This is a genomic window from Aristophania sp. ESL1142 (genome assembly GCF_058107345.1).
Genome location: NZ_JBYLUH010000002.1, coordinates 228,212 through 246,468, shown reverse-complemented (window position 1 = coordinate 246,468; position 18,257 = coordinate 228,212). Strand labels below are relative to the sequence as shown.

General features: G+C 47.0%; 24 protein-coding genes. 9 read left to right on the top strand and 15 right to left on the bottom strand.

Annotated elements, in window-relative coordinates; genetic code table 11:
* Positions 1–3 precede the first annotated feature (3 nt).
* The 4 genes from AC3B6P_RS08855 to lptB are packed head-to-tail and all read left to right on the top strand — an operon-like array spanning position 4 to position 3,394.
* The gene (locus AC3B6P_RS08855; RefSeq protein WP_489805770.1) at positions 4–981 is read left to right on the top strand and encodes a KpsF/GutQ family sugar-phosphate isomerase; all 978 of its coding nucleotides are present in this window, start codon (positions 4–6) and stop codon (positions 979–981) included.
* Positions 978–1,721 carry an LPS export ABC transporter periplasmic protein LptC gene (gene lptC / locus AC3B6P_RS08850; protein WP_489805769.1) on the top strand — a complete coding sequence of 248 codons (744 nt, stop codon included), beginning with the start codon at positions 978–980 and terminating at the stop codon, positions 1,719–1,721. Before AC3B6P_RS08855 ends, lptC begins: the two co-directional genes overlap by 4 nt.
* 6 nt (positions 1,722–1,727) lie before the next feature.
* Positions 1,728–2,651 carry an LptA/OstA family protein gene (locus AC3B6P_RS08845; protein WP_489805768.1) on the top strand — a complete coding sequence of 308 codons (924 nt, stop codon included), beginning with the start codon at positions 1,728–1,730 and terminating at the stop codon, positions 2,649–2,651.
* Positions 2,651–3,394 carry an LPS export ABC transporter ATP-binding protein gene (lptB, locus tag AC3B6P_RS08840; protein WP_489805767.1) on the top strand — a complete coding sequence of 248 codons (744 nt, stop codon included), beginning with the start codon at positions 2,651–2,653 and terminating at the stop codon, positions 3,392–3,394. Before AC3B6P_RS08845 ends, lptB begins: the two co-directional genes overlap by 1 nt.
* A 69-nt stretch (positions 3,395–3,463) precedes the next feature.
* On the opposite strand, the gene AC3B6P_RS08835 is transcribed toward lptB, so the two are convergent.
* Together AC3B6P_RS08835 and AC3B6P_RS08830 are read right to left on the bottom strand one after the other, a co-directional pair.
* Positions 3,464–3,721 carry a DUF1150 family protein gene (locus tag AC3B6P_RS08835; RefSeq protein ID WP_489805766.1) on the bottom strand — a complete coding sequence of 86 codons (258 nt, stop codon included), beginning with the start codon at positions 3,719–3,721 and terminating at the stop codon, positions 3,464–3,466.
* A complete protein-coding gene (locus AC3B6P_RS08830) occupies positions 3,714–4,235 on the bottom strand; it encodes an Hsp20 family protein (protein ID WP_489805765.1) in 522 nt (173 codons plus the stop codon). Before AC3B6P_RS08830 ends, AC3B6P_RS08835 begins: the two co-directional genes overlap by 8 nt.
* Before the next feature lie 201 nt (positions 4,236–4,436).
* Between AC3B6P_RS08830 and def the strand changes: the two genes are divergently transcribed.
* The 3 genes from def to truA are packed head-to-tail and all read left to right on the top strand — an operon-like array spanning position 4,437 to position 6,700.
* Complete coding sequence (gene def / locus AC3B6P_RS08825) at positions 4,437–4,988, top strand: peptide deformylase (RefSeq protein WP_489805764.1); 552 nt, start codon at positions 4,437–4,439, stop codon at positions 4,986–4,988.
* Between the two features lie 4 nt (positions 4,989–4,992).
* Positions 4,993–5,913 carry a methionyl-tRNA formyltransferase gene (fmt, locus tag AC3B6P_RS08820; RefSeq protein ID WP_489805763.1) on the top strand — a complete coding sequence of 307 codons (921 nt, stop codon included), beginning with the start codon at positions 4,993–4,995 and terminating at the stop codon, positions 5,911–5,913.
* Positions 5,864–6,700 carry a tRNA pseudouridine(38-40) synthase TruA gene (truA, locus tag AC3B6P_RS08815; protein ID WP_489805762.1) on the top strand — a complete coding sequence of 279 codons (837 nt, stop codon included), beginning with the start codon at positions 5,864–5,866 and terminating at the stop codon, positions 6,698–6,700. The genes fmt and truA overlap by 50 nt, the downstream gene beginning before the upstream one ends.
* Before the next feature lie 8 nt (positions 6,701–6,708).
* Here truA and dapE read toward each other — a convergent pair whose 3' ends face one another.
* Complete coding sequence (dapE, locus tag AC3B6P_RS08810) at positions 6,709–7,857, bottom strand: succinyl-diaminopimelate desuccinylase (RefSeq protein WP_489805761.1); 1,149 nt, start codon at positions 7,855–7,857, stop codon at positions 6,709–6,711.
* Between the two features lie 2 nt (positions 7,858–7,859).
* Entirely contained in the window at positions 7,860–8,690 is an 831-nt protein-coding gene (dapD, locus tag AC3B6P_RS08805) for a 2,3,4,5-tetrahydropyridine-2,6-dicarboxylate N-succinyltransferase (RefSeq protein WP_489805760.1), read from the bottom strand.
* 138 nt (positions 8,691–8,828) lie between these two features.
* On the opposite strand from dapD, the gene AC3B6P_RS08800 reads away from it, so the two are divergent.
* Complete coding sequence (locus AC3B6P_RS08800; protein ID WP_489805759.1) at positions 8,829–9,836, top strand: GGDEF domain-containing protein; 1,008 nt, start codon at positions 8,829–8,831, stop codon at positions 9,834–9,836.
* 32 nt (positions 9,837–9,868) lie between these two features.
* Here the strand turns inward: AC3B6P_RS08800 and argB are convergent, their stop codons facing one another.
* The 6 genes from argB to rpmH form a co-directional block, all read right to left on the bottom strand.
* Entirely contained in the window at positions 9,869–10,780 is a 912-nt protein-coding gene (argB, locus tag AC3B6P_RS08795; protein ID WP_489805938.1) for an acetylglutamate kinase, read from the bottom strand.
* A gap of 57 nt (positions 10,781–10,837) precedes the next feature.
* Positions 10,838–11,500: a ribosome biogenesis GTP-binding protein YihA/YsxC gene (gene yihA, locus AC3B6P_RS08790; protein WP_489805758.1), complete on the bottom strand. Its 663-nt coding sequence runs from the start codon at positions 11,498–11,500 to the stop codon at positions 10,838–10,840.
* Positions 11,501–11,505: 5 nt separating this feature from the next.
* Entirely contained in the window at positions 11,506–13,263 is a 1,758-nt protein-coding gene (yidC, locus tag AC3B6P_RS08785) for a membrane protein insertase YidC (RefSeq protein WP_489805757.1), read from the bottom strand.
* A 161-nt stretch (positions 13,264–13,424) separates the two neighbouring features.
* Entirely contained in the window at positions 13,425–13,646 is a 222-nt protein-coding gene (gene yidD, locus AC3B6P_RS08780) for a membrane protein insertion efficiency factor YidD (RefSeq protein WP_489805756.1), read from the bottom strand.
* A 4-nt stretch (positions 13,647–13,650) separates the two neighbouring features.
* Entirely contained in the window at positions 13,651–13,995 is a 345-nt protein-coding gene (rnpA, locus tag AC3B6P_RS08775) for a ribonuclease P protein component (protein WP_489805755.1), read from the bottom strand.
* An 11-nt stretch (positions 13,996–14,006) separates the two neighbouring features.
* Positions 14,007–14,141, bottom strand: a complete 135-nt coding sequence (rpmH, locus tag AC3B6P_RS08770) for a 50S ribosomal protein L34 (RefSeq protein ID WP_018979184.1) — start codon at positions 14,139–14,141, stop codon at positions 14,007–14,009.
* A 141-nt stretch (positions 14,142–14,282) separates the two neighbouring features.
* Between rpmH and AC3B6P_RS08765 the strand changes: the two genes are divergently transcribed.
* Positions 14,283–14,504 (top strand): hypothetical protein, encoded by a 222-nt coding sequence (locus tag AC3B6P_RS08765; RefSeq protein WP_489805754.1) that lies wholly within the window; start codon positions 14,283–14,285, stop codon positions 14,502–14,504.
* Here AC3B6P_RS08765 and gloA read toward each other — a convergent pair.
* The 5 genes from gloA to lpxD form a co-directional block, all read right to left on the bottom strand.
* Entirely contained in the window at positions 14,479–14,877 is a 399-nt protein-coding gene (gloA, locus tag AC3B6P_RS08760; protein WP_489805753.1) for a lactoylglutathione lyase, read from the bottom strand. The genes AC3B6P_RS08765 and gloA overlap by 26 nt on opposite strands.
* Position 14,878: 1 nt before the next feature.
* Positions 14,879–15,742, bottom strand: a complete 864-nt coding sequence (locus tag AC3B6P_RS08755) for an LpxI family protein (protein WP_489805752.1) — start codon at positions 15,740–15,742, stop codon at positions 14,879–14,881.
* Complete coding sequence (gene lpxA / locus AC3B6P_RS08750) at positions 15,736–16,596, bottom strand: acyl-ACP--UDP-N-acetylglucosamine O-acyltransferase (protein ID WP_489805751.1); 861 nt, start codon at positions 16,594–16,596, stop codon at positions 15,736–15,738. Before lpxA ends, AC3B6P_RS08755 begins: the two co-directional genes overlap by 7 nt.
* Positions 16,597–16,601: 5 nt before the next feature.
* A complete protein-coding gene (gene fabZ, locus AC3B6P_RS08745; RefSeq protein WP_489805750.1) occupies positions 16,602–17,072 on the bottom strand; it encodes a 3-hydroxyacyl-ACP dehydratase FabZ in 471 nt (156 codons plus the stop codon).
* A gap of 117 nt (positions 17,073–17,189) precedes the next feature.
* A complete protein-coding gene (gene lpxD, locus AC3B6P_RS08740) occupies positions 17,190–18,239 on the bottom strand; it encodes a UDP-3-O-(3-hydroxymyristoyl)glucosamine N-acyltransferase (protein WP_489805749.1) in 1,050 nt (349 codons plus the stop codon).
* Between the last annotated feature and the right edge of the window lie 18 nt (positions 18,240–18,257).

The window sequence follows — 18,257 nt, the reverse complement described above, 5'->3', positions numbered from 1 at the left end:
CAGATGTCTTCCCTTCCCCTCGCAACAGCCCTTGATACACTTGCCAAGGAACAGCAGGGGTTAAAAGCTCTGGAAGCAGCCTTTAAAGGCCAGCTTGGGACAATTTTTTGCCAGGCAGTTGAACATATTCTGTCTTCTTCAGGCCGGATCGCAGTTACAGGTGTAGGGAAATCCGGGCATGTTGCCCGTAAAATCCAAGCAAGTCTTGCTTCAACCGGAACACCTTCCTTTTTTATTCACCCCACTGAAGCCGCACATGGTGATCTGGGGATGATCTGCCCGGGTGATAGTTTATTAGCTTTCTCAGCCTCAGGTGGGACAGCGGAATTATATCCTTTATTAAACTATGCTGAACTATATAAAATTCCCATAATCGCTGTCACAAGCAATCCTTCCTCAACATTGGCCAAAGCCTCTACATATTGCCTGACACTTCCAGCCGTTGCTGAAGCATGTCCTATCGGATTGGCGCCTTCTACATCATGCGTTCTGCAACTGGCAGTCGGGGATGCCCTGATGGCAACCCTTCTTGACCGACGCGGTTTTACGGACAAAGACTTTAACGCCTTTCACCCTGCTGGCCGGCTTGGGGCACGCCTACGCCCAGTCAGCGATGTTATGCACACAGGCACAGCAATGCCTCTTGGTCCAGTTTCCATGTCTCTTTCCCAAGCTATTATGGAGATAACACAGAAAGCTTTCGGCTGCGTAGGAATTACTGATGAAAAAGGAACATTAATCGGCCTCATTTCAGACGGTGATCTGCGCCCTTCTCTTTCCAGAGACCTTAACACAACATGCGCTGGAGACATTATGAACAAGGATCCTGTCACGGTTACACCAGACATGACCGTGCAGGATGTACTCCATCTCATGAATCAGCACTCACCTCCTATCAGTAATTTATTTATTATTAACGAACATCATTATCCTTTAGGAATTGTTCATCTTCACGACCTATTACGCACGGGGGTTCTATGAGCAATAGTGACGAACGCCGCCCAGCCCAAAGGAGTGATTTTGGAGACCAGAACACCGAGGACCGCGCCAAGCTTGATAAAATACGCAGCGAATCCTTCCAACGTGTAAGGCGTCCTCCCACTGCCGCTGAAATGTCCCGAAGACAAGCCCGTTTAAAACTAGCACGTTGGGGACTACCTTCCTTGGCTGCCCTTATACTTGTTTCACTCGCAGCCTGGCCCGAAATCTCTCACCTTGTTAGCCTGAATAGAAAAGCGCTCCATGATATGCAGCGCTTTCAACATTTAACCGGGGCCATAGAACACGCCATCTACCACGATATCGATTCGAAAAATCGTCCCTATACTTTGACCTCGCAAAATGCCAGACAGATCGGTAAGGACCATATTGATCTGGAATATCCTGTCGCCGACATTCTGATGAAGAATAATGTCTGGATGAATATACGTGCTGACCAAGGCGTCTATATGCGAGATGAACAGACTCTCACATTAACTGGTCATGTTGTGCTATATCGCAATGATGGTATCCTTCTTAACAGTCCGACAGCTGATATTGATCTGAAGAGAAATATTGTTGCTACCGCCAGCTGGGTTCATGCAGAAGGGCCTTTTGGTACGCAAGATGCTGAAGGCGCTTTTCTGGACCAGAATACCAAGACAATTCAGTTTACAGGGCCAGGTCTGACTGTCCATAATGACGATAAAGATCCACCTTCTTCCCCGTCGAAAGGGACATAATCAATAATGTCTCAACGTAATTATCTTCCGTCATCTTATTTTTTTGCTCTGCTTCTGCTTCTTGCTCCTTTAAGCAGTAAAGCTGAGACTCATTCTGAATCCGTCAAAGCGACACAACCTGAAACAGCGACCAATGATCAGTCGCATGGCGAACCCATTAAGCTCTATTGGAAGCAGGAAGAGATCTACGATCATAACAAGCAGACAGTCACACTAACTGGCGGCGCCAGAGCTGTCAGAGGAGATGTGACATTAGATGCTGATATTCTGGTCGGCTATTTACGTGATAAAGCCCCCCCAGCCACTCCCAAACCTAAAAACAATAATGATGTAATGGGCGGCGATATGGAGCTTTATCGTGTTGAAGCTATCGGACATGTCCATTTTTACAACCAGAACAGTCAAGGCTGGGGAGATCATGGAATTTATGATGTTGACCGGGCCGTTATATTATTAACGGGACAACATATGAAATTCACCACGCCACATCAGATCATGACTGCCCGCGACCTGGTAGAATATTACCCTAAGGAACGTATTACGATTGGCCGTGGAGATGCTTCTGTCACGAATGATGAAGGCAAACGTGTCATTGCTGATATTTTAAAATCAGTTGGACTGACAGATGCCCAGAAAGCCGAGCGCCAAAAACAAAATGGGGATCATGATAACGGTTCTCTCGACCGCGCTTATGGGTGGGGACACGTTATCATTAAAACGGATAAACAGGTTGCCACTGGAGATAGAGGTGTTTATCTTTTCGGGCCGCAGCTTGCTCGCGTAATTGGGCATGTCCATATCACGCAGGGCCAGAATCAAAATAATGGCTCACAGGCTGTTGTGAATATGAAAACGGGAATTGCCACCATGCTACCAGGTCATGATTCGCCTATTCAGGGATTGGTCGTTCCAAATGAGACGCATCAATAATGTATTCAGAATTATATCAAGGGCCTGGCCTGGTCGCTCACGGGATCGGTAAAACCTATAAGAAGCGACCTGTTGTCAAAGATGTTTCCCTGCACGTACAGCGTGGTGAGGCTGTTGGTTTATTGGGACCTAATGGCGCTGGTAAGACAACGAGTTTTTATATGATCGTCGGACTTGTCCGTGCCGATACAGGCGCCATCATGCTTGATGGGTCTGATATAACACAATTACCGATGTATCGCAGGGCACGGCTCGGAGTCGGCTATCTGCCGCAGGAAGCCAGTATTTTCCGTGGTCTCAATGTTGAGCAGAATATTATGGTTGCTCTGGAAGTCGTAGAGCGAGACCCAGAGAAAAGGCACGAAATGCTCAATGGCCTGCTGGCCGAATTTGGTATTACTCATTTACGCCATTCTCCTGCGCTCGCTCTCTCAGGTGGCGAGCGTAGACGTCTGGAAATCGCCCGCGCCCTGGCAAGTCAGCCTAATTATATTCTACTTGATGAACCTCTAGCGGGAATTGACCCTATCGCCGTCAGTGAAATCAGGGAACTTGTCTCACATTTGAAAGATCGCGGGATCGGCGTGTTGATTACAGATCATAACGTCCGTGAAACCTTAGAAGTCATTGACCGAGCCTATATTCTCCATAGTGGTGAAGTCCTCATGGAGGGGACACCTGAGGCTATTGTTGCGAATGAAGATGTAAGGCGTGTTTATCTGGGCGAACATTTTACAATGTAGCCCAGTCAAAATTATGCCACAGTCCCCTTATTTACCTCTTTTCAAAGAGGGTTTTCCTTCCATCACGCCTTACTGGAGAAAACTCGGAATAAGCTGTGATTTTAAAATAACGTCCATTGCGCTCTGCTCATCTTCTGCCACCGCAATCTTGGTGCCATCCGCTGCATAGATCGCCACCATTTTAACACCTTCGTGAATCGTTGGTTTAAAATAAGCCGTTTGTGTCATCCCCAATCCTTTGAATTCTTTACCACTCATAATCGTTTCCTGAGCGAGGGTAGAACTCTCTATAGTGGGAGATTTATCTTTGGACATGTTTTTAACCATTACCCTCTCCCTTATCCTCTTCAGCTATATGAAGATTACGAACAGGGCGACCCCTCACAGGTTGCTTGCCTGATTCTGCCTCTGACAAGATACGAGATTTCTGGTTCCCCTGAGAAATCGTTATATGCTTCACACGAACTTCCGGACGGGGACGCACAAGATCTATATGTAGCAATCCGTTATCAAGCCAGGCGCCACTAATTTCAATCCCTTCTGCCAGAACGAAAGCCCTGTGGAATTGCCGCGCTGCGATCCCTCTATGTAAAAAAACGCGTCCCTGACTATCATCAGCCTGTCGGCCACGGATAACCAGCTGATTATCTTCCTGGGTAATCTGTAAATCATCCATGACAAAACCCGCAACTGCGAGCGTAATCCGCAATGCCGTATGGCTGATTTGTTCTATGTTATAAGGCGGGTACCCATCAGACGTAGTTTTGGACACTCTCTCAAGCATCTGCTCAAGATGATCAAACCCTAGAAACATCGGGGACGTAAAAAGACGATTGGACACGCGACAGAAGGCCTCCTCGTGGAGCGAGACAAAACAGGTAACCCTTTTCAAGGCATTACCTTTCATTATCTTTAGATTAAGGAACTTATTGGTTACCGTGCAAGAGGCAAGAAAAATCTTTTCCTTATTCCGAAGCCATTTCGTAGGAATGTCAGATTTTAACTCTGGAAGAAAATCTCATTGCTAGGTAAATTCCCACCTATGACAACATTTGAATTCCTCGATCAGATCGAAACAATTGAACCAATGCCTATCCTGGTAGCCCCTCACCCTGTCCTGAAACAGGTTGCAAAGGCTGTCGCTATTGATGAAATTGAGACAATCAGAAAAACTTTACCTGCTATGTTCTCAGCCATGTACAAAGCACCCGGTATCGGATTGGCTGCACCACAGGTTGGAATCAGTAAACGTTTTTTGATTATGGACGTTTCGGAAAAAGATGCCCCGCCAGAACCTATGGTTCTTATTAATCCAGAGATTATTGAGGAAAGCGAAGAATATTCCGTTCGGGAAGAAGGCTGTCTCTCCGTCCCTAACCAATATGCCGAAGTCGAAAGACCCGCTTCCATTAAAGTGCGCTATCACGACATGGACGGTAATGAAACGATGTTGGAAGCCGAAGGACTCCTCGCAACATGTATACAGCATGAGATAGATCATCTGGATGGTATTCTGTTTGTTGACCATCTTTCAACGCTGAAACGCAATATGCTGATGCGCCGTCTCGCTAAAGAACAGAAGAGAAAGTCCTGATCTGATGAAACTGGTTTTCATGGGGTCTCCTGATTTTTCTGTTCCTGCACTTGAGGGACTCATTAAGGCTGGTCATGAAATTCTGGCTGTTTACACGCAGCCCCCTCGCCCTGCAGGCCGTGGCAAAACGATGCAAAAGCAACCTGTGCATCTGACTGCTGAAAAATATGGCCTTGAGATCAGAACCCCTATAAAACTACGCAACAATCAAGAAGAGCTGGATTATCTGAAAAAGCTTCAGCCTGAAGCCATTATTGTTGCAGCCTATGGCCTCATCCTGCCTAAAGAAATATTGGATTTACCAAAAAAAGGCTGCTTAAATATCCATGCCAGTCTTCTGCCCCGCTGGCGCGGTGCCTCTCCTATCCAATCAGCTATAAAAGCTGGTGATCAAAAAACAGGAATCTGCATCATGCAGATGGATGAAGGATTGGACACAGGCGCCATCCTCAAACAGGTTGAAACTGAAATTACAGCATGTGATACCGCAGAAACGCTCCATGACCGCCTATCTGCGCTCGGCTGTAAAACATTATTGGAAACGCTCGAGAACTTACCACTCCCTACTCCTCAATCTAATAGTGGGGCCTGTTATGCACCACGCCTTCAGAGGGGCGATGGCAAAATTGACTGGACCCGTCCAGCCAAGGAGATTGACTGCCAGATTCGTGCTTTTACGCCCTGGCCTGGTAATTTTACAACGCTAAATGGTCAGGTCATCCGTATCGGGGCAGCTGAAATCGCTGTTGAAACACCTTCTTTAAATGCTGCACCAGGAACAGTGCTAGACGACCGTCTGACCATTACATGCGGTAAGGGCAGCGCCTTGCGTTTACTCTCTCTTCAAAAACCGGGTCGGGCCATGATAAAATCTGATGATTTCCTTAGAGGATATATGGTGCCGGAAGGTACGCGTTTTGAATAACGTCTTTCCTGCTGCAACGAGGCGCTGGGCTTTACGGATCGAGTTTGATGGGAGCGCTTATGCTGGATGGCAGAGGCAAGAACATAGTCTGTCCATCCAGCAGTTACTTGAAGAAGCTGCTTCAAGACTTTTTAAAGGGCAGTCCATTTCGACAATTACCTGTGGCCGCACAGATGCTGGGGTTCATGCTTCTGGTATGGCCATCCATATGGACGTGCCTGCAGATCGCCCTATTGCAGCACATTCTCTACGTGATGGAATCAACTTTCACCTGAAGCCCCATCCGATCGTCATCCTTGAAGCTATCCCCGTTTCTGATGACTGGAATGCCCGTTTTTCAGCCCTTTGGCGCCGTTATCGTTACACGATTCTAAACCGCCCTTCACGCCCAACATTTAGTGAGAACACTGTATGGCACGTCAAACCATTACTTGACGAAAAAGCCATGCAGGAAGGGGCTAACCATCTGCTTGGCAGACATGATTTTTCCTCTTTCAGAGCCGCAGCCTGTCAGGCCAAAAATGCCATAAGGACACTTGATGAGCTTACAGTCATAAGGCAGGACGACCTCATTATTATTGAAACGCAGGCACGCTCTTTCCTGCATCATCAAGTCAGAAACATGGTAGGCACATTATCGCTTGTTGGAAAAGGACAGTGGCTTCCTGAGAAAATGCTGGAAGTTCTGGAAGCCCGCGACCGCTGTCAAGCGGGCCCAACGGCTCCGGCGAGCGGGCTATGCTTTATTGACGTCGGCTATCCCGACAACCCTTTCAAAGATTTTTGAAGGCAGGCTTACAGGCCAAGACGCGTTATAACTTCCTGATAAATCCTTGTCAGAACTTCCAGGGACTCAAGAGAGACACATTCATCGCGTTTATGCATTGTCGCCCCCACAAGGCCGAATTCAGCAACAGGGCAGTAACGGGTGATAAAGCGGGCATCTGACGTTCCCCCTCCTGTATCCAGACGGGGTTTACGGCCTGTAACCTCTTCTACAGCACCAGAGATATGACTGACAAAATCCCCTGGTTGCGTGAGGAAAGACTCACCGCTGATCGCAATCTCCATCTCTGCCTCAGGCGTAAAGCGTTCAATCAGCGTTTGGAGCCAGTTTGAAAGAGATTTCCCACTATGAAGATCATTAAAACGGATATTAAGCCTGATGACCGCTTTTGCAGGAATGACATTTGTTGCCTGATTACCAACATCCACACTCGTAATCTGCAAAGAGGAAGGAGCAAACCATTCACTTCCCTGATCCAAAGGATCACGGGTCAGAGCATCCAGCAAAGGAATTAGTCTATGAATCGGATTATCCGCAAGATGGGGATAAGCAACATGACCTTCTCTCCCTTTGACTGTAATAACAGCATTCAGGCTGCCCCTACGTCCTATTTTGATCACCTCTCCCATTTCATGAGGATTGGTCGGCTCACCAACAAGACAGAAATCAGGGATTTCACCCTTTTCTTCCATCCAGCGCAAAACCTCTTTTGTTCCATGATGGGCGGGGCCTTCTTCATCACCCGTAATAAGCAGGGAACAACTTCCTCTGAGGGGATTTTCTTTCAGAAAACGTGCTATTGCCGCCAGGAAACAGGCAATGCCCCCTTTCATATCCGCAGCGCCACGGCCATATATAAACGCGCCGTCTATATCCCCTGAAAAGGGGTCATGAGACCATCCCTCACCTACAGGTACGACATCTGTATGACCTGCAAAACAGAAATGAGGTTTCCCCTCTCCTAATCGGGCATAGAGATTAGGAGTCCGGGCATTGTCGGGCCCGAAATCCAACCGCGTTACATGAAAGCCCATTTCCTCAAGAACATGACCAACAGTTCCCAAAGCACCATCATCTACAGGAGTTACAGAGCGGCAACTCAGCAGGGTCTTTAATAAGGCAATAGGGTCAGTACTATCAGAAACAGGCTTTGTCATAATTAATCGCGCAACAGGTCGTTAATAGACGTTTTCGAACGTGTCCGTTCATCAACTTTTTTAACAATGACAGCACAGGCTAAGGATGGCCCACCTGGTGTTTTAGGGGGAAGTGTCCCGGGAACAACCACAGAATAAGCAGGGACACGTCCCATATAGACGTCACCAGTCGCGCGGTCGATGATTTTGGTTGAGGCCCCTAAAAAGACCCCCATGGACAGGACAGAACCCGTTTCTACAATCACGCCCTCAGCCACTTCTGAACGTGCACCGATAAAGCAGTTATCACCAATAATTACAGGAGATGCCTGTAAGGGTTCCAGAACACCGCCAATCCCGGCTCCGCCGCTGATATGGCAGTTTTTACCAATCTGCGCACATGAGCCTACTGTCGCCCAGGTATCAATCATGGTACCACTTTCAACGCGGGCACCAAGATTGACGAAACTCGGCATCAACACAACACCAGGTGCAATATAAGCAGAACGACGGACAATCGCTCCTGGAACAGCCCGGAAACCTGCCTGATCAAACTCAGCCTTACCCCAGCCATTAAATTTCAGAGGAACCTTGTCAAAGCCTGGCACCCCACCACATGCCTGAGCCATTGGCGCTGAATCATAAAGACGGAAAGACATCAGAACAGCTTTTTTCAGCCATTCATGAACCACAACGCCATTTTCACCATTTTCTGCAACACGAATAACACCAGAATCGAGTCCATTAAGAGCTTCTTCGATGATATTACGTGCTTCACCGGTGGTTTGAGGAGAAAGCGTATCGCGTTCTTCCCATAATCTCTCAATTTTTGGACGGAGTTGACCATATTGCATGACGAATTAACCCAAACTATCTAATAAACGAATAAGCAATGTGGACCATGAGGGCCACAGGCGTGGAAGTCAACTACTGAAAATGAATATCACTGCAAAGGCAGTTTATGTCTTTTTCGATAAAGGAGGAGCTGAACAGTGTCAGTGTTTGAACAACCTCTTACGGCCTCTCAGGACGCTGAAAATCAGGATATAGTTTCCAATCTCCTCGATATTTTACGTCGTAATGTCACCCCTTACAGAGGGATTTGCGCCGCTGCTGACCTTCTTTTCAGCCATTATAACTGTCAGGGAGCACTACTCAAATGTGCTATTACTGAAGATGCTCAGACAGAGAGCGAAAAAACTGCCACAATTTTTCATGACCCCTATAATTCTGCCCCCGTGCTTTCAGGGGTTATAGATCAAGCAATCCTGCAACATCTTTCTGCCCCCAACGCCGCTCAGGAAGATATTTTCACTTTCAAGATTGATAATATTGAGGCACTAGCCTGCTATCAGGCATTAAGACAACATGAATGGGCCATTCTTCTACTCTGGCGGAAATCCCCCTGGCAGAAAGATGATGAGCAGATCATTACACATTTCTGGAAGGTGGCAGCACTTCTGATGGAAATGGAAAATCTTTACATGACAGCCCTACAAAAGACCCGCCACGACCCGACGACGGGTGTCCTGACATGGCCTGCATTACGTCAGTCTCTTGTCCGCCGTTTTCCAAGGCTGGATCGCGATAGCTTGGCAGGTACATTGATTATCGTGCAGATTAATGGTCTTTCAGCCCTTGCTCTAACCTATGGTCCTGAGATGGAAGAAAGAATCCTTGCTCATAGTGTCTCGGTTCTGGAACATGCGATCCGCCCTACCGACTCACTTGCCCGACTCGGTGGTCCTCTTTTCGTTATCTGGCTTGATGGTGCCGATCGTTACGCAGCTGCTGAAAGGGCTGAAGATATGACCAAAAAAGGTATCGTCGCACCATTTCTGCAAAAAACGACTTTATCTCTGCAAATGGGACTCTGTTGCCGCGAGCCATCAAGCCCCGAAACAATTGACGAACTGCTTGAGCAAGCTACTCTTGCCTTGAAAAAAACAACTGACAGGAAAAGCGGCCGTTTATGGCATTTTGCTCATCAGAATGCCTGATGTCCCGTCATTTTTTACTGATACAGTCTTCTTTATTCAGCCTTAATCAAAGTCCCCAATCCTGCCGGAGTGAAAAGCTCAAGAAGGCAGGTATGAGGGACACGTCCATCAAGGATGACAGCCGCCTTCGCACCTGCCTTTACGGCTTTTAGGCAGGTTTCCACTTTGGGAATCATCCCTCCTGTAATCAGGCCTTTTTCAATCCGCCACTGTACTTCATCAGCAGTCAGTTCTGGCAGTCTGTTGCCCTTCTCATCCAGAACACCCGGGACATCTGTCAACATCAATAAACGTGAAGCCCCAACAGAGCCCGCTATTGCCCCTGCGGCAGTATCCGCATTGATGTTAAATATCTCACCATTCTCACCCGCACCAAGTGGCGCTACAACAGGAATTAACCCTGCTCCGAGAAGGGCATATAAAACACGGGGGTCAATAGTTTCAGGCGTGCCTACAAAACCGAGATCCAAAGGCTGATCGCTAGCTGAAGGACCATTATGGTATAATTTACGGGCTTGAATAAGCCTGCCATCCCGCCCAGAAATTCCTACAGCCAGCGCCCCTGCACGATTAATCAAATCGGCAACCTGTTTATTAACCGTTCCTGAAAGAACCATCTCAATCACGCCAATCATGGATGAGTCCGTCACACGAAGACCATCTATAAAGCGTGATTCGATATTTAACTGCTTCAGAACTGCGTTAATCTGTGGGCCACCACCATGCACGATGATTGGATTGACTCCGACAAGTTTCAACAGTGAAATATCACGACCAAATGTCGCTGCCAGATCATTTTCCACCATGGCGTGGCCGCCATATTTTACAACAATCGTATCACCAGCATAACGACGCAGATAAGGAAGGGCCTCTGCAAGGACCGCGGCCTTCTGTGCCTCGGTAAGACCCTCAGCAGCCAGAAGCTCCTCTGGCACTGGAATCATGAGTTGATCCTCAAAGGATTTTCCAGACATGGTCTCTATGCTCCCTTATGACCAGTTCTACGATGAAAAAGCCGGTTCGGCGAATTGTGATAATAACCCGCGCAACTCTGGTATATTTTGCATTTTCTCACTACTGGTCGGTAAAATATAGGGGAAAGCGGCTGGATGTATTTTCAGGAACTGTGTTATCTCTTCAAGACGTTTTTCAAGCTCATTGACTTTTACGGCATCACATTTGGTTAAAACCACCTGGTACACCACTGCGGCTTTATCCAATAAATCACAGATTTCCCGATCAGAGGATTTCAATCCAACCCGACTGTCAATCAACAAAATCACCCTCACTAATGCGGGGCGCCCACGGAGATAATCAAACATCATCCCCTGCCAGTCTTCCTTGACGGATTTTGATGCCTTCGCAAAACCATAACCCGGCATATCAACCAGTGTAAATCTATCAGCCAAATTAAAGAAATTAAGCTGTTTTGTTCTCCCCGGCTCAGACGAAGCTCGTGCGAGGGATTTCCGCCCAGTTAAAGCATTAATGAGGCTTGATTTCCCTACATTGGAACGCCCAGCAAAAGCAACTTCCGGCTTTTTAGCCTCTGGAAGCTGCTCAAGTTTTTGCGCGCCAAAAAAGAAATTACACTCGCCAGCAAAGAGTTTGCGCCCTTCTTCTATTTGCTCTGGCGATGGAGGGCCTGGCTGCTCTTTGGACATAAAACTTATTTCTTTGTCTTAACTTTATAGAGTGGAACGGGCAGCTTCGTCCTGCGTTGAATGATTGCCTGCTGGGCAAGTGTCAGCACGTTGTTCCATGTATAGTAAACCATCAGACCGGCAGGGAAGCTTGACATGACGAATACATAAACAATCGGCATAAACTGCATGATACGGGCCTGCATGGGGTCCATACTGACCATACTCTGACGTTGCAGCAGCCAGAAGGTAACGCCTAGGGCAATACCCCAGATACTGACATGAAGGAACGAGGCTATATCGGTCGGGTCAAAAGGCAGAAGACCGAAAAGATTAAGTATATTTGTTGGATCAGGAACCGACAAATCATGTATCCATCCAAAGAATGGCGCATGTCTTTCATCAATACTGAGATTCAACACCTTATAGAGACAAAAGAAAATAGGTGCCTGAATCAGGATGGGCAAACATCCACCTGCCGGATTTACCTTTTCCTCTCTATAAAGGGCCATAATCTTCTGATTCACAGCCATGGGATCATCTTTATTCTTTTCCCGAAGCTCTGTGATCTTGGGTGCTAAAAGGCGCATACGGGCTGAAGAGACCGCTGCCTTAACTGCAAGCGGATATAGAATGATTTTTACAATCAGGGTCAGGGCCATCAGGGCAAGACCAAAATTACCTATATGAATGTACAACCAATGCGACACGTAGAGAATAGGCCGCGTAAGGATGAACAAATAACCAAAATCAATAGATTTATCGAATTTGGGTAGAGAATATTTTTTCTCATAATTCTTCAACAAGCTCGGAACTTTTGCTCCAGCAAAAATATAGCTCCCTTGCCCCAAGGAAGCCCCTGGCTGAATTGTCTGGGCATCACGCGACTGGAATGTAACCTGATACACACCTTTGCCGATAGGATGATAAGCATATTGTGCTGTCACGATTGAGGAGGAATCAGCTCCGATAGAGGTGAGCCAGTATTTATCTGTAATACCACCCCAGCCCCCTTGACCTGTTGCCTGCCAGGCAATCTGTCCAGGCTCTGAAACAGCCTTGCGTAAATCCTTATAGCCTTTATCTGCCAAGCTGCCATTCATAACAGCAATGGGGCCTTCATAGGCGGTATAAGAACCTGTAGATTCCGGCAGATAATCACGCTGAACCCGTTGGAAGGGCCTCAGGGAAACCGGCTTATCTGAGGAATTTCTAACCTCCTGTTGTACAGAGAACATGTAATGCTTATCCAGCTTTACATGAATCAGGAACTCAATCCCTTCCCCATTATTCCATGTTAATGTCACAGGATGATCTGGCGTCAGTTTATCACTATCACTCTGCCAAAGTGTCTGTAACCCGGGGAGCTTGGCTGAAGACCCTTCACCATTGCTCCAGCCCAGATAGACATAGCTTGGCTTTTCACTGCCAGCTTTATCCAACAGACGCACCAGAGCACTGCCAGGCGAGAGGCTCTCTTTATAACGAGTCAGGACCAGGTCATCGAGGCGAGCCCCACGAAGATTAATTGATCCTTCAATATCATCACCTGATACAATCAAACGATGTTCAGCATGGTCCATATCAGGCTGAACTGAACCATTCCCTACCTCAGAAGCCACTTTTTCAGAGGACGCAGCCGGGGCAGAAACAAGTGTTTTCGTCGTATCCGGCTTGGAAGCCCCTTCTTCATGCTGAGGGGACTTGGGCATCAATAAGTTAAACCCCAAGAGAATTGCTGCCGAAATAATGACGGCTAAAAGAATACGTTTATTATTTTCCATCGAGCTGAAGCCACTCTTTCATCATACCATAAGGGCTAACCCTCCCTTATAGGAGACGGAAAATAACCCTATTAAACGATCCAGAAGGTTTTTCCACAAAGTGGTAATTCTCTCAACCAAAAAAACAGGATGGGAGCATTTTTAAACAACTATTTTTAACTTTATGGCGGAGGATCATCCCCGCCTGGATGAAAGGGATGGCATTTCATAACCCGTTTTAGAGCAAGCCATCCTCCCTTAAAAGGCCCATATCGTTTGATAACAATTGCTGCATAAGCGCTGCATGTGGGGTGAAAACGGCAATTACGTCCTAAAAAGGGACTAAAGGCAGTACGATAAATTACGAGCAGGAATAAACATGCTTTTGTGAGAATATTTCTCACTCTTTCATGCCCCCCTTTCGCTCATCACTCTCATGACTTTTTGAACGTCATTTCTCAATGCATCAAACGGCCTATCTACCGTTTGATTCCGTCCAATCAAAACCATGCTTCCTGCAAGAGGCGCATTCTCTTTTACTACAAGGCGGCAGGCTTCCCTGAGCCGCCTCTTTACGCGGTTACGAATCACTGCGTTACCAACTTTCTTGGTAACCGTAAACCCAACACGTATTTCCAAGGAATCCCCAAAAGCCGCAACCTGGCCTATTAGACCAGGTGTAACAACCTTTGTTCCTTTTTGAGCCATCTTCAGAAACTCCGCCCTTTTTTTCAGACGGGTCAGACGGATCATCTATTCACCAATCAGGCTGAAAGTTTTTTACGCCCTTTAGCACGGCGATTAGCCAGAACACGGCGACCACCGACTGTCGCTGAGCGTGTGCGGAAGCCATGGCGGCGTTTACGAACCAAACGAGAAGGCTGATAAGTGCGCTTCATTCTCTTCATTCCCCTAAAACACAGATATGTCGAAACATATCAAAAGATCGGACGCCAAACGCCCTAAGCAATTTCCAGCTATTTTGTGGTGCTTTTAAGCGGCTTGTCCTAAAGTGTCAATCCTAACACGAGGAGATAACCATGACTGACAGCATCACAAAGCCTTCCATGGATCCAAAAGCTATAGAAACCTTTTTATCAGAGTTTCGACATAACTTACGCAATAAACTCTCACCGGCAGTCATGGTTGCCGACCACCTTACGAATCATAAAGACCAGGACGTCCGCCGTGAAGCCCAAATGATCATGGCCTCTCTGGACGCGACCCTCGCCGTTATTAAGGAGATTCGTTTTTCTCAATGAGCTCCATTTTGTAACCGTCAGGGTCTTCGACAAAGGCAATAATAGTTGTGCCGAATTTAAGAGGCCCCGCTTCACGCGTTACTTTCCCACCACCGAGGCGGACTTTCTCTACAGCATCAGCAACATTGGGAACACCTATGGCAAAATGGCCAAAACCATTGCCGATTTCATAATCCTTTTCCTGATCCCAGTTATAGGTCAGCTCAATTTCAGCTTGACCATTCTTGTTCTCATCAAAACCAATATATACGAGTGTGTAACGTCCTTCTCTGACTTCACAGCGACGAAGCTCACGCATACCCAATAGATTATAAAAAGCGATGCTACGCTCAAGGTCTCTGACTCTGACCATTGTATGTAAAAAAGAACTCATATTATGTCTCCTTTTCTTCCTGCCACTGTTGTACAATTTCGCGAGACAGACCGTATAAAAAAACCCCTTCCCGATCAGCAATTGCACTACATGTTTCTCTATGCGTTAACAGGGTATACCCTGCTAGGAACGCAATTCCTTCCAGACCAGCCTGTGCTGTTTTTTGAATCGTTACAGGTCCAATCGCTGGCATATCTGCTCTAATATCCTGCCCCGATTTAGGCATCTTTAGTAAGATTCCTCTTTTTGGCCCCTGCTCAAAGGCTTGGCAACGCTCAAGCATAGCATCTGTGCCTTCTATGGCTTCTATCGCTAATGTCACACCATTCTGGACGACACAGCCTTGCCCCACATCCAGAGGCGCCATGACCTTTAAAATATGCGCTGCCTTTTGGATATCAAGCCATGCCTCTGATGAAGGAACAATCGCTCCCATGACACCCTCCAGCCCTAAAGCATCATCAAGAAATTCATGGGCTCCTTTGATATGAAATCCCTCTTCTTCCAGAACTGTCATAATAGCACTAAGAAGCCCATCATCGCCTTTGAAAATTGCTTTACCCAAACGCGCTAATATTTTTGTCCCCTCAAGATCAGGACGTAAATCACGCCATGAGGGTCTCTTAACGGGGCCAATAAGAACCAGATCTTTACAATGATATGCTCTGAGAGCGCGCAATATCTCCCCTGCTGCTGCAAGACGGATTATTTTATGAGGGTAATCTGCAATTAAATTAGACTCTACAAAGCCCTCAAACCCTACAATAAAAAAAGCTTTCCCTTTTTCCGTCAGATTTTTAGCCAACTGCGAAGGAAGTGGCCCTCCGCCAGCCAGAATACCAATCACTGGAGGTGTAATCAGCATAGACTTTCAGCATAGTCGTCAAACTCTCTACGGACAGCACGTGTCAATCCGCGACGGCTGGGAGCTTCCATAAAATCAAGCATCTCAACAATACGGTCTATGTGAGCAAATTCCTGTCTTAATTTTTTTATTCTGTGACTCAGTACATCACCTGAATCATCGAGCCGTGGATAAAGCTGACGAAAGGCGCGTCGTAAAATCTGCATCTCATCATTGCCGACTCCGGAGCGTTTCAAACCGACCCAGTTCAGCCCTACGAGACGTGCCCGATTTCCTAATACACTTCCATAAGGCAGGACATCCATTTCAACACCACAGAGCCCACCAATAACGGCACCTTTTCCAATCCTGACGAATTGATGAATCGCAGCAGAGCCCATAATGCGCGCCTGATCGCCTATTTTTACATGACCACCCATGACGACATTATTGACGATGATGACTTCATCACCCAACACACAGTCATGAGCAACATGCGCATTGGCCATTATCAGACACGATTTGCCTATATGCGTCATACCATCACCCTGCGAAGTGCCTCTATGGATGGTCACATTCTCACGGATGATCGTACCTTCTCCCACATGGCAGGAGGTCGATTCACCCGTATATTTCTGGTCCTGTGGCGCCATTCCGATGGTTGTGAAGGGATAAACTTCCACCTTTTTGCCAAGCTGGGTACGCCCTTCAATAATAACCGAAGCATGAAGCTTGACGCCGTCATGTAAAACGACTTCTGGCCCCACCATACACCAGGGACCGATAAAAACATCTGTCCCCAAAGAAGCCTTCGGGTCGACAAGTGCTGTAGGATGAATGAAAGGGGCTGCCGAATCCACTGCTGCGTCCTTCACAAAGCCTAGCCCATGATCATGGCACTGAAAGTCGCTTCTGCTACAGCAACATCATTGACCTTAGCAACCCCGTGAAAACGCCAGACATTTGCTCTTGCCCGCTCTTTTTTGACGTGAATACGCAACTGATCCCCCGGTCCGACGGGACGACGGAATTTCGCGCCTTCAATTGTCATAAAATAAACAAGCTTGCCTTCAAACTCTTTACCCAATGTCAAAACAACAAGTGTCGCGGCTGTCTGTGCCATTGATTCGACAATCAGGACACCTGGCATTACAGGACGAGCAGGGAAATGTCCTTGAAAAAAAGGCTCACTCGCAGTGACATTCTTGATCCCTACGGCTGATTCACCTGCCTTGATCTCTTCCATACGATCAAGCAGCAAGAACGGATAACGATGTGGGATAGCCTGCATGATTTGCAGAATATCTACGGTTTCGGGAACGATATGATCCTGATCCGATTTTGCGTTCACTTGCAATACCTTTCCTGACTTAATTCCCAATATCACTGACTGTTGCCTGCTCAAAAAAACACTCTGTCAGAAATAGTGCCAATATCTAACAAAATTTACGTTAAAATACTATCAGGGTCACTCTTTACGAGACAATTTGCGTAAAGTCGCCACATTACGAAAAAATTCCCTGAAAGGCATTGCCGGGCTCCCTATCACATCCGATGCAGCTTTGATATCAGACATAACACCACATTGCGCTCCAATACGGGCTTTAGAGCCAATATGAATATGACCAATCAAGCCAGCCTGCGCCGCAACAGTAACAAAATCGCCTAAAGTCGTAGAACCGGAAACCCCGGCTTGTGACACAATAATACAGCATCGCCCCATCTGAACATTATGGCCGATCTGCACGAGATTATCGATTCTAGATCCTGCGCCAATAACTGTGTCTTTCATGGAACCACGGTCAATTGTCGAATTTGCTCCAATCTCAACATCATCATGCAAGATGACACGCCCCAGCTGAGGGACTGTTTCAAACCCTTGAGCTGTAATGGCAAAGCCAAAACCATCCTGTCCAATACGGACACCCGGAAACAGAATCACCCGGTCTCCCAAAAGGGAATGCGAGACCGTGGCATGAGAGCCGATCCGGCAATTTGCGCCAATCTCTACCCCATTACCAATAACTGCATGGCTACTGATGATAGATCCATCTTTGATCGTCACATTATCGCCAATCACAGCAAGAGGACCTATTTGAACACCTTTTCCCAGAGAAAGATTCTTTCCCAGAACTGCCGTCGGATGGATCTCTCCTCTTGAAGGAGGTAAAGGATAAAAAAGCTGCGCCAAACGTGCCCAGGCAAGATATGGCTCTTTACATACAAGAGCTATACAGCCTGCTGGAACTCTTTCTTTAAAGGCAGGCGCTACAATAACGGCACCGGCCTTTGTTTCATCTAGCAGATCAACATATCGACGATTATCCAAAAAGCTGATTTCTGAAGAACCCGCCGTATGAAGCGGTGCAACATTACTGAATTCCCGCTTTTTGTCTGGATGCTCACATGAGACATCAAGATTCAGATGTGAGAGAATCACAGAAAGGGCAAAAGGACCCCGTCTTGAAAAAAAACGGGGATCTCCAGTATTAGAGCGTTCTTCTAAAGCGTGATCCATGAGCTTTTGATAAACTCA

Coding starts and splice junctions, on each gene's coding strand:
- truA (WP_489805762.1), top strand. CDS start 5,864: ATGATTTCCTTAGAGGATATATGGTGCCGGAAGGTACGCGTTTTGAAT.
- AC3B6P_RS08835 (WP_489805766.1), bottom strand. CDS start 3,721: ATGGTTAAAAACATGTCCAAAGATAAATCTCCCACTATAGAGAGTTCT.
- AC3B6P_RS08845 (WP_489805768.1), top strand. CDS start 1,728: ATGTCTCAACGTAATTATCTTCCGTCATCTTATTTTTTTGCTCTGCTT.
- AC3B6P_RS08755 (WP_489805752.1), bottom strand. CDS start 15,742: ATGCTGATTACACCTCCAGTGATTGGTATTCTGGCTGGCGGAGGGCCA.
- lptC (WP_489805769.1), top strand. CDS start 978: ATGAGCAATAGTGACGAACGCCGCCCAGCCCAAAGGAGTGATTTTGGA.
- AC3B6P_RS08765 (WP_489805754.1), top strand. CDS start 14,283: ATGACTGACAGCATCACAAAGCCTTCCATGGATCCAAAAGCTATAGAA.
- rnpA (WP_489805755.1), bottom strand. CDS start 13,995: ATGATCCGTCTGACCCGTCTGAAAAAAAGGGCGGAGTTTCTGAAGATG.
- dapD (WP_489805760.1), bottom strand. CDS start 8,690: ATGCAATATGGTCAACTCCGTCCAAAAATTGAGAGATTATGGGAAGAA.
- lptB (WP_489805767.1), top strand. CDS start 2,651: ATGTATTCAGAATTATATCAAGGGCCTGGCCTGGTCGCTCACGGGATC.
- argB (WP_489805938.1), bottom strand. CDS start 10,780: ATGATTCCAGTGCCAGAGGAGCTTCTGGCTGCTGAGGGTCTTACCGAG.
- AC3B6P_RS08855 (WP_489805770.1), top strand. CDS start 4: ATGTCTTCCCTTCCCCTCGCAACAGCCCTTGATACACTTGCCAAGGAA.
- fmt (WP_489805763.1), top strand. CDS start 4,993: ATGAAACTGGTTTTCATGGGGTCTCCTGATTTTTCTGTTCCTGCACTT.
- yihA (WP_489805758.1), bottom strand. CDS start 11,500: ATGTCCAAAGAGCAGCCAGGCCCTCCATCGCCAGAGCAAATAGAAGAA.
- yidC (WP_489805757.1), bottom strand. CDS start 13,263: ATGGAAAATAATAAACGTATTCTTTTAGCCGTCATTATTTCGGCAGCA.
- dapE (WP_489805761.1), bottom strand. CDS start 7,857: ATGACAAAGCCTGTTTCTGATAGTACTGACCCTATTGCCTTATTAAAG.
- lpxD (WP_489805749.1), bottom strand. CDS start 18,239: ATGGATCACGCTTTAGAAGAACGCTCTAATACTGGAGATCCCCGTTTT.
- def (WP_489805764.1), top strand. CDS start 4,437: ATGACAACATTTGAATTCCTCGATCAGATCGAAACAATTGAACCAATG.
- rpmH (WP_018979184.1), bottom strand. CDS start 14,141: ATGAAGCGCACTTATCAGCCTTCTCGTTTGGTTCGTAAACGCCGCCAT.
- gloA (WP_489805753.1), bottom strand. CDS start 14,877: ATGAGTTCTTTTTTACATACAATGGTCAGAGTCAGAGACCTTGAGCGT.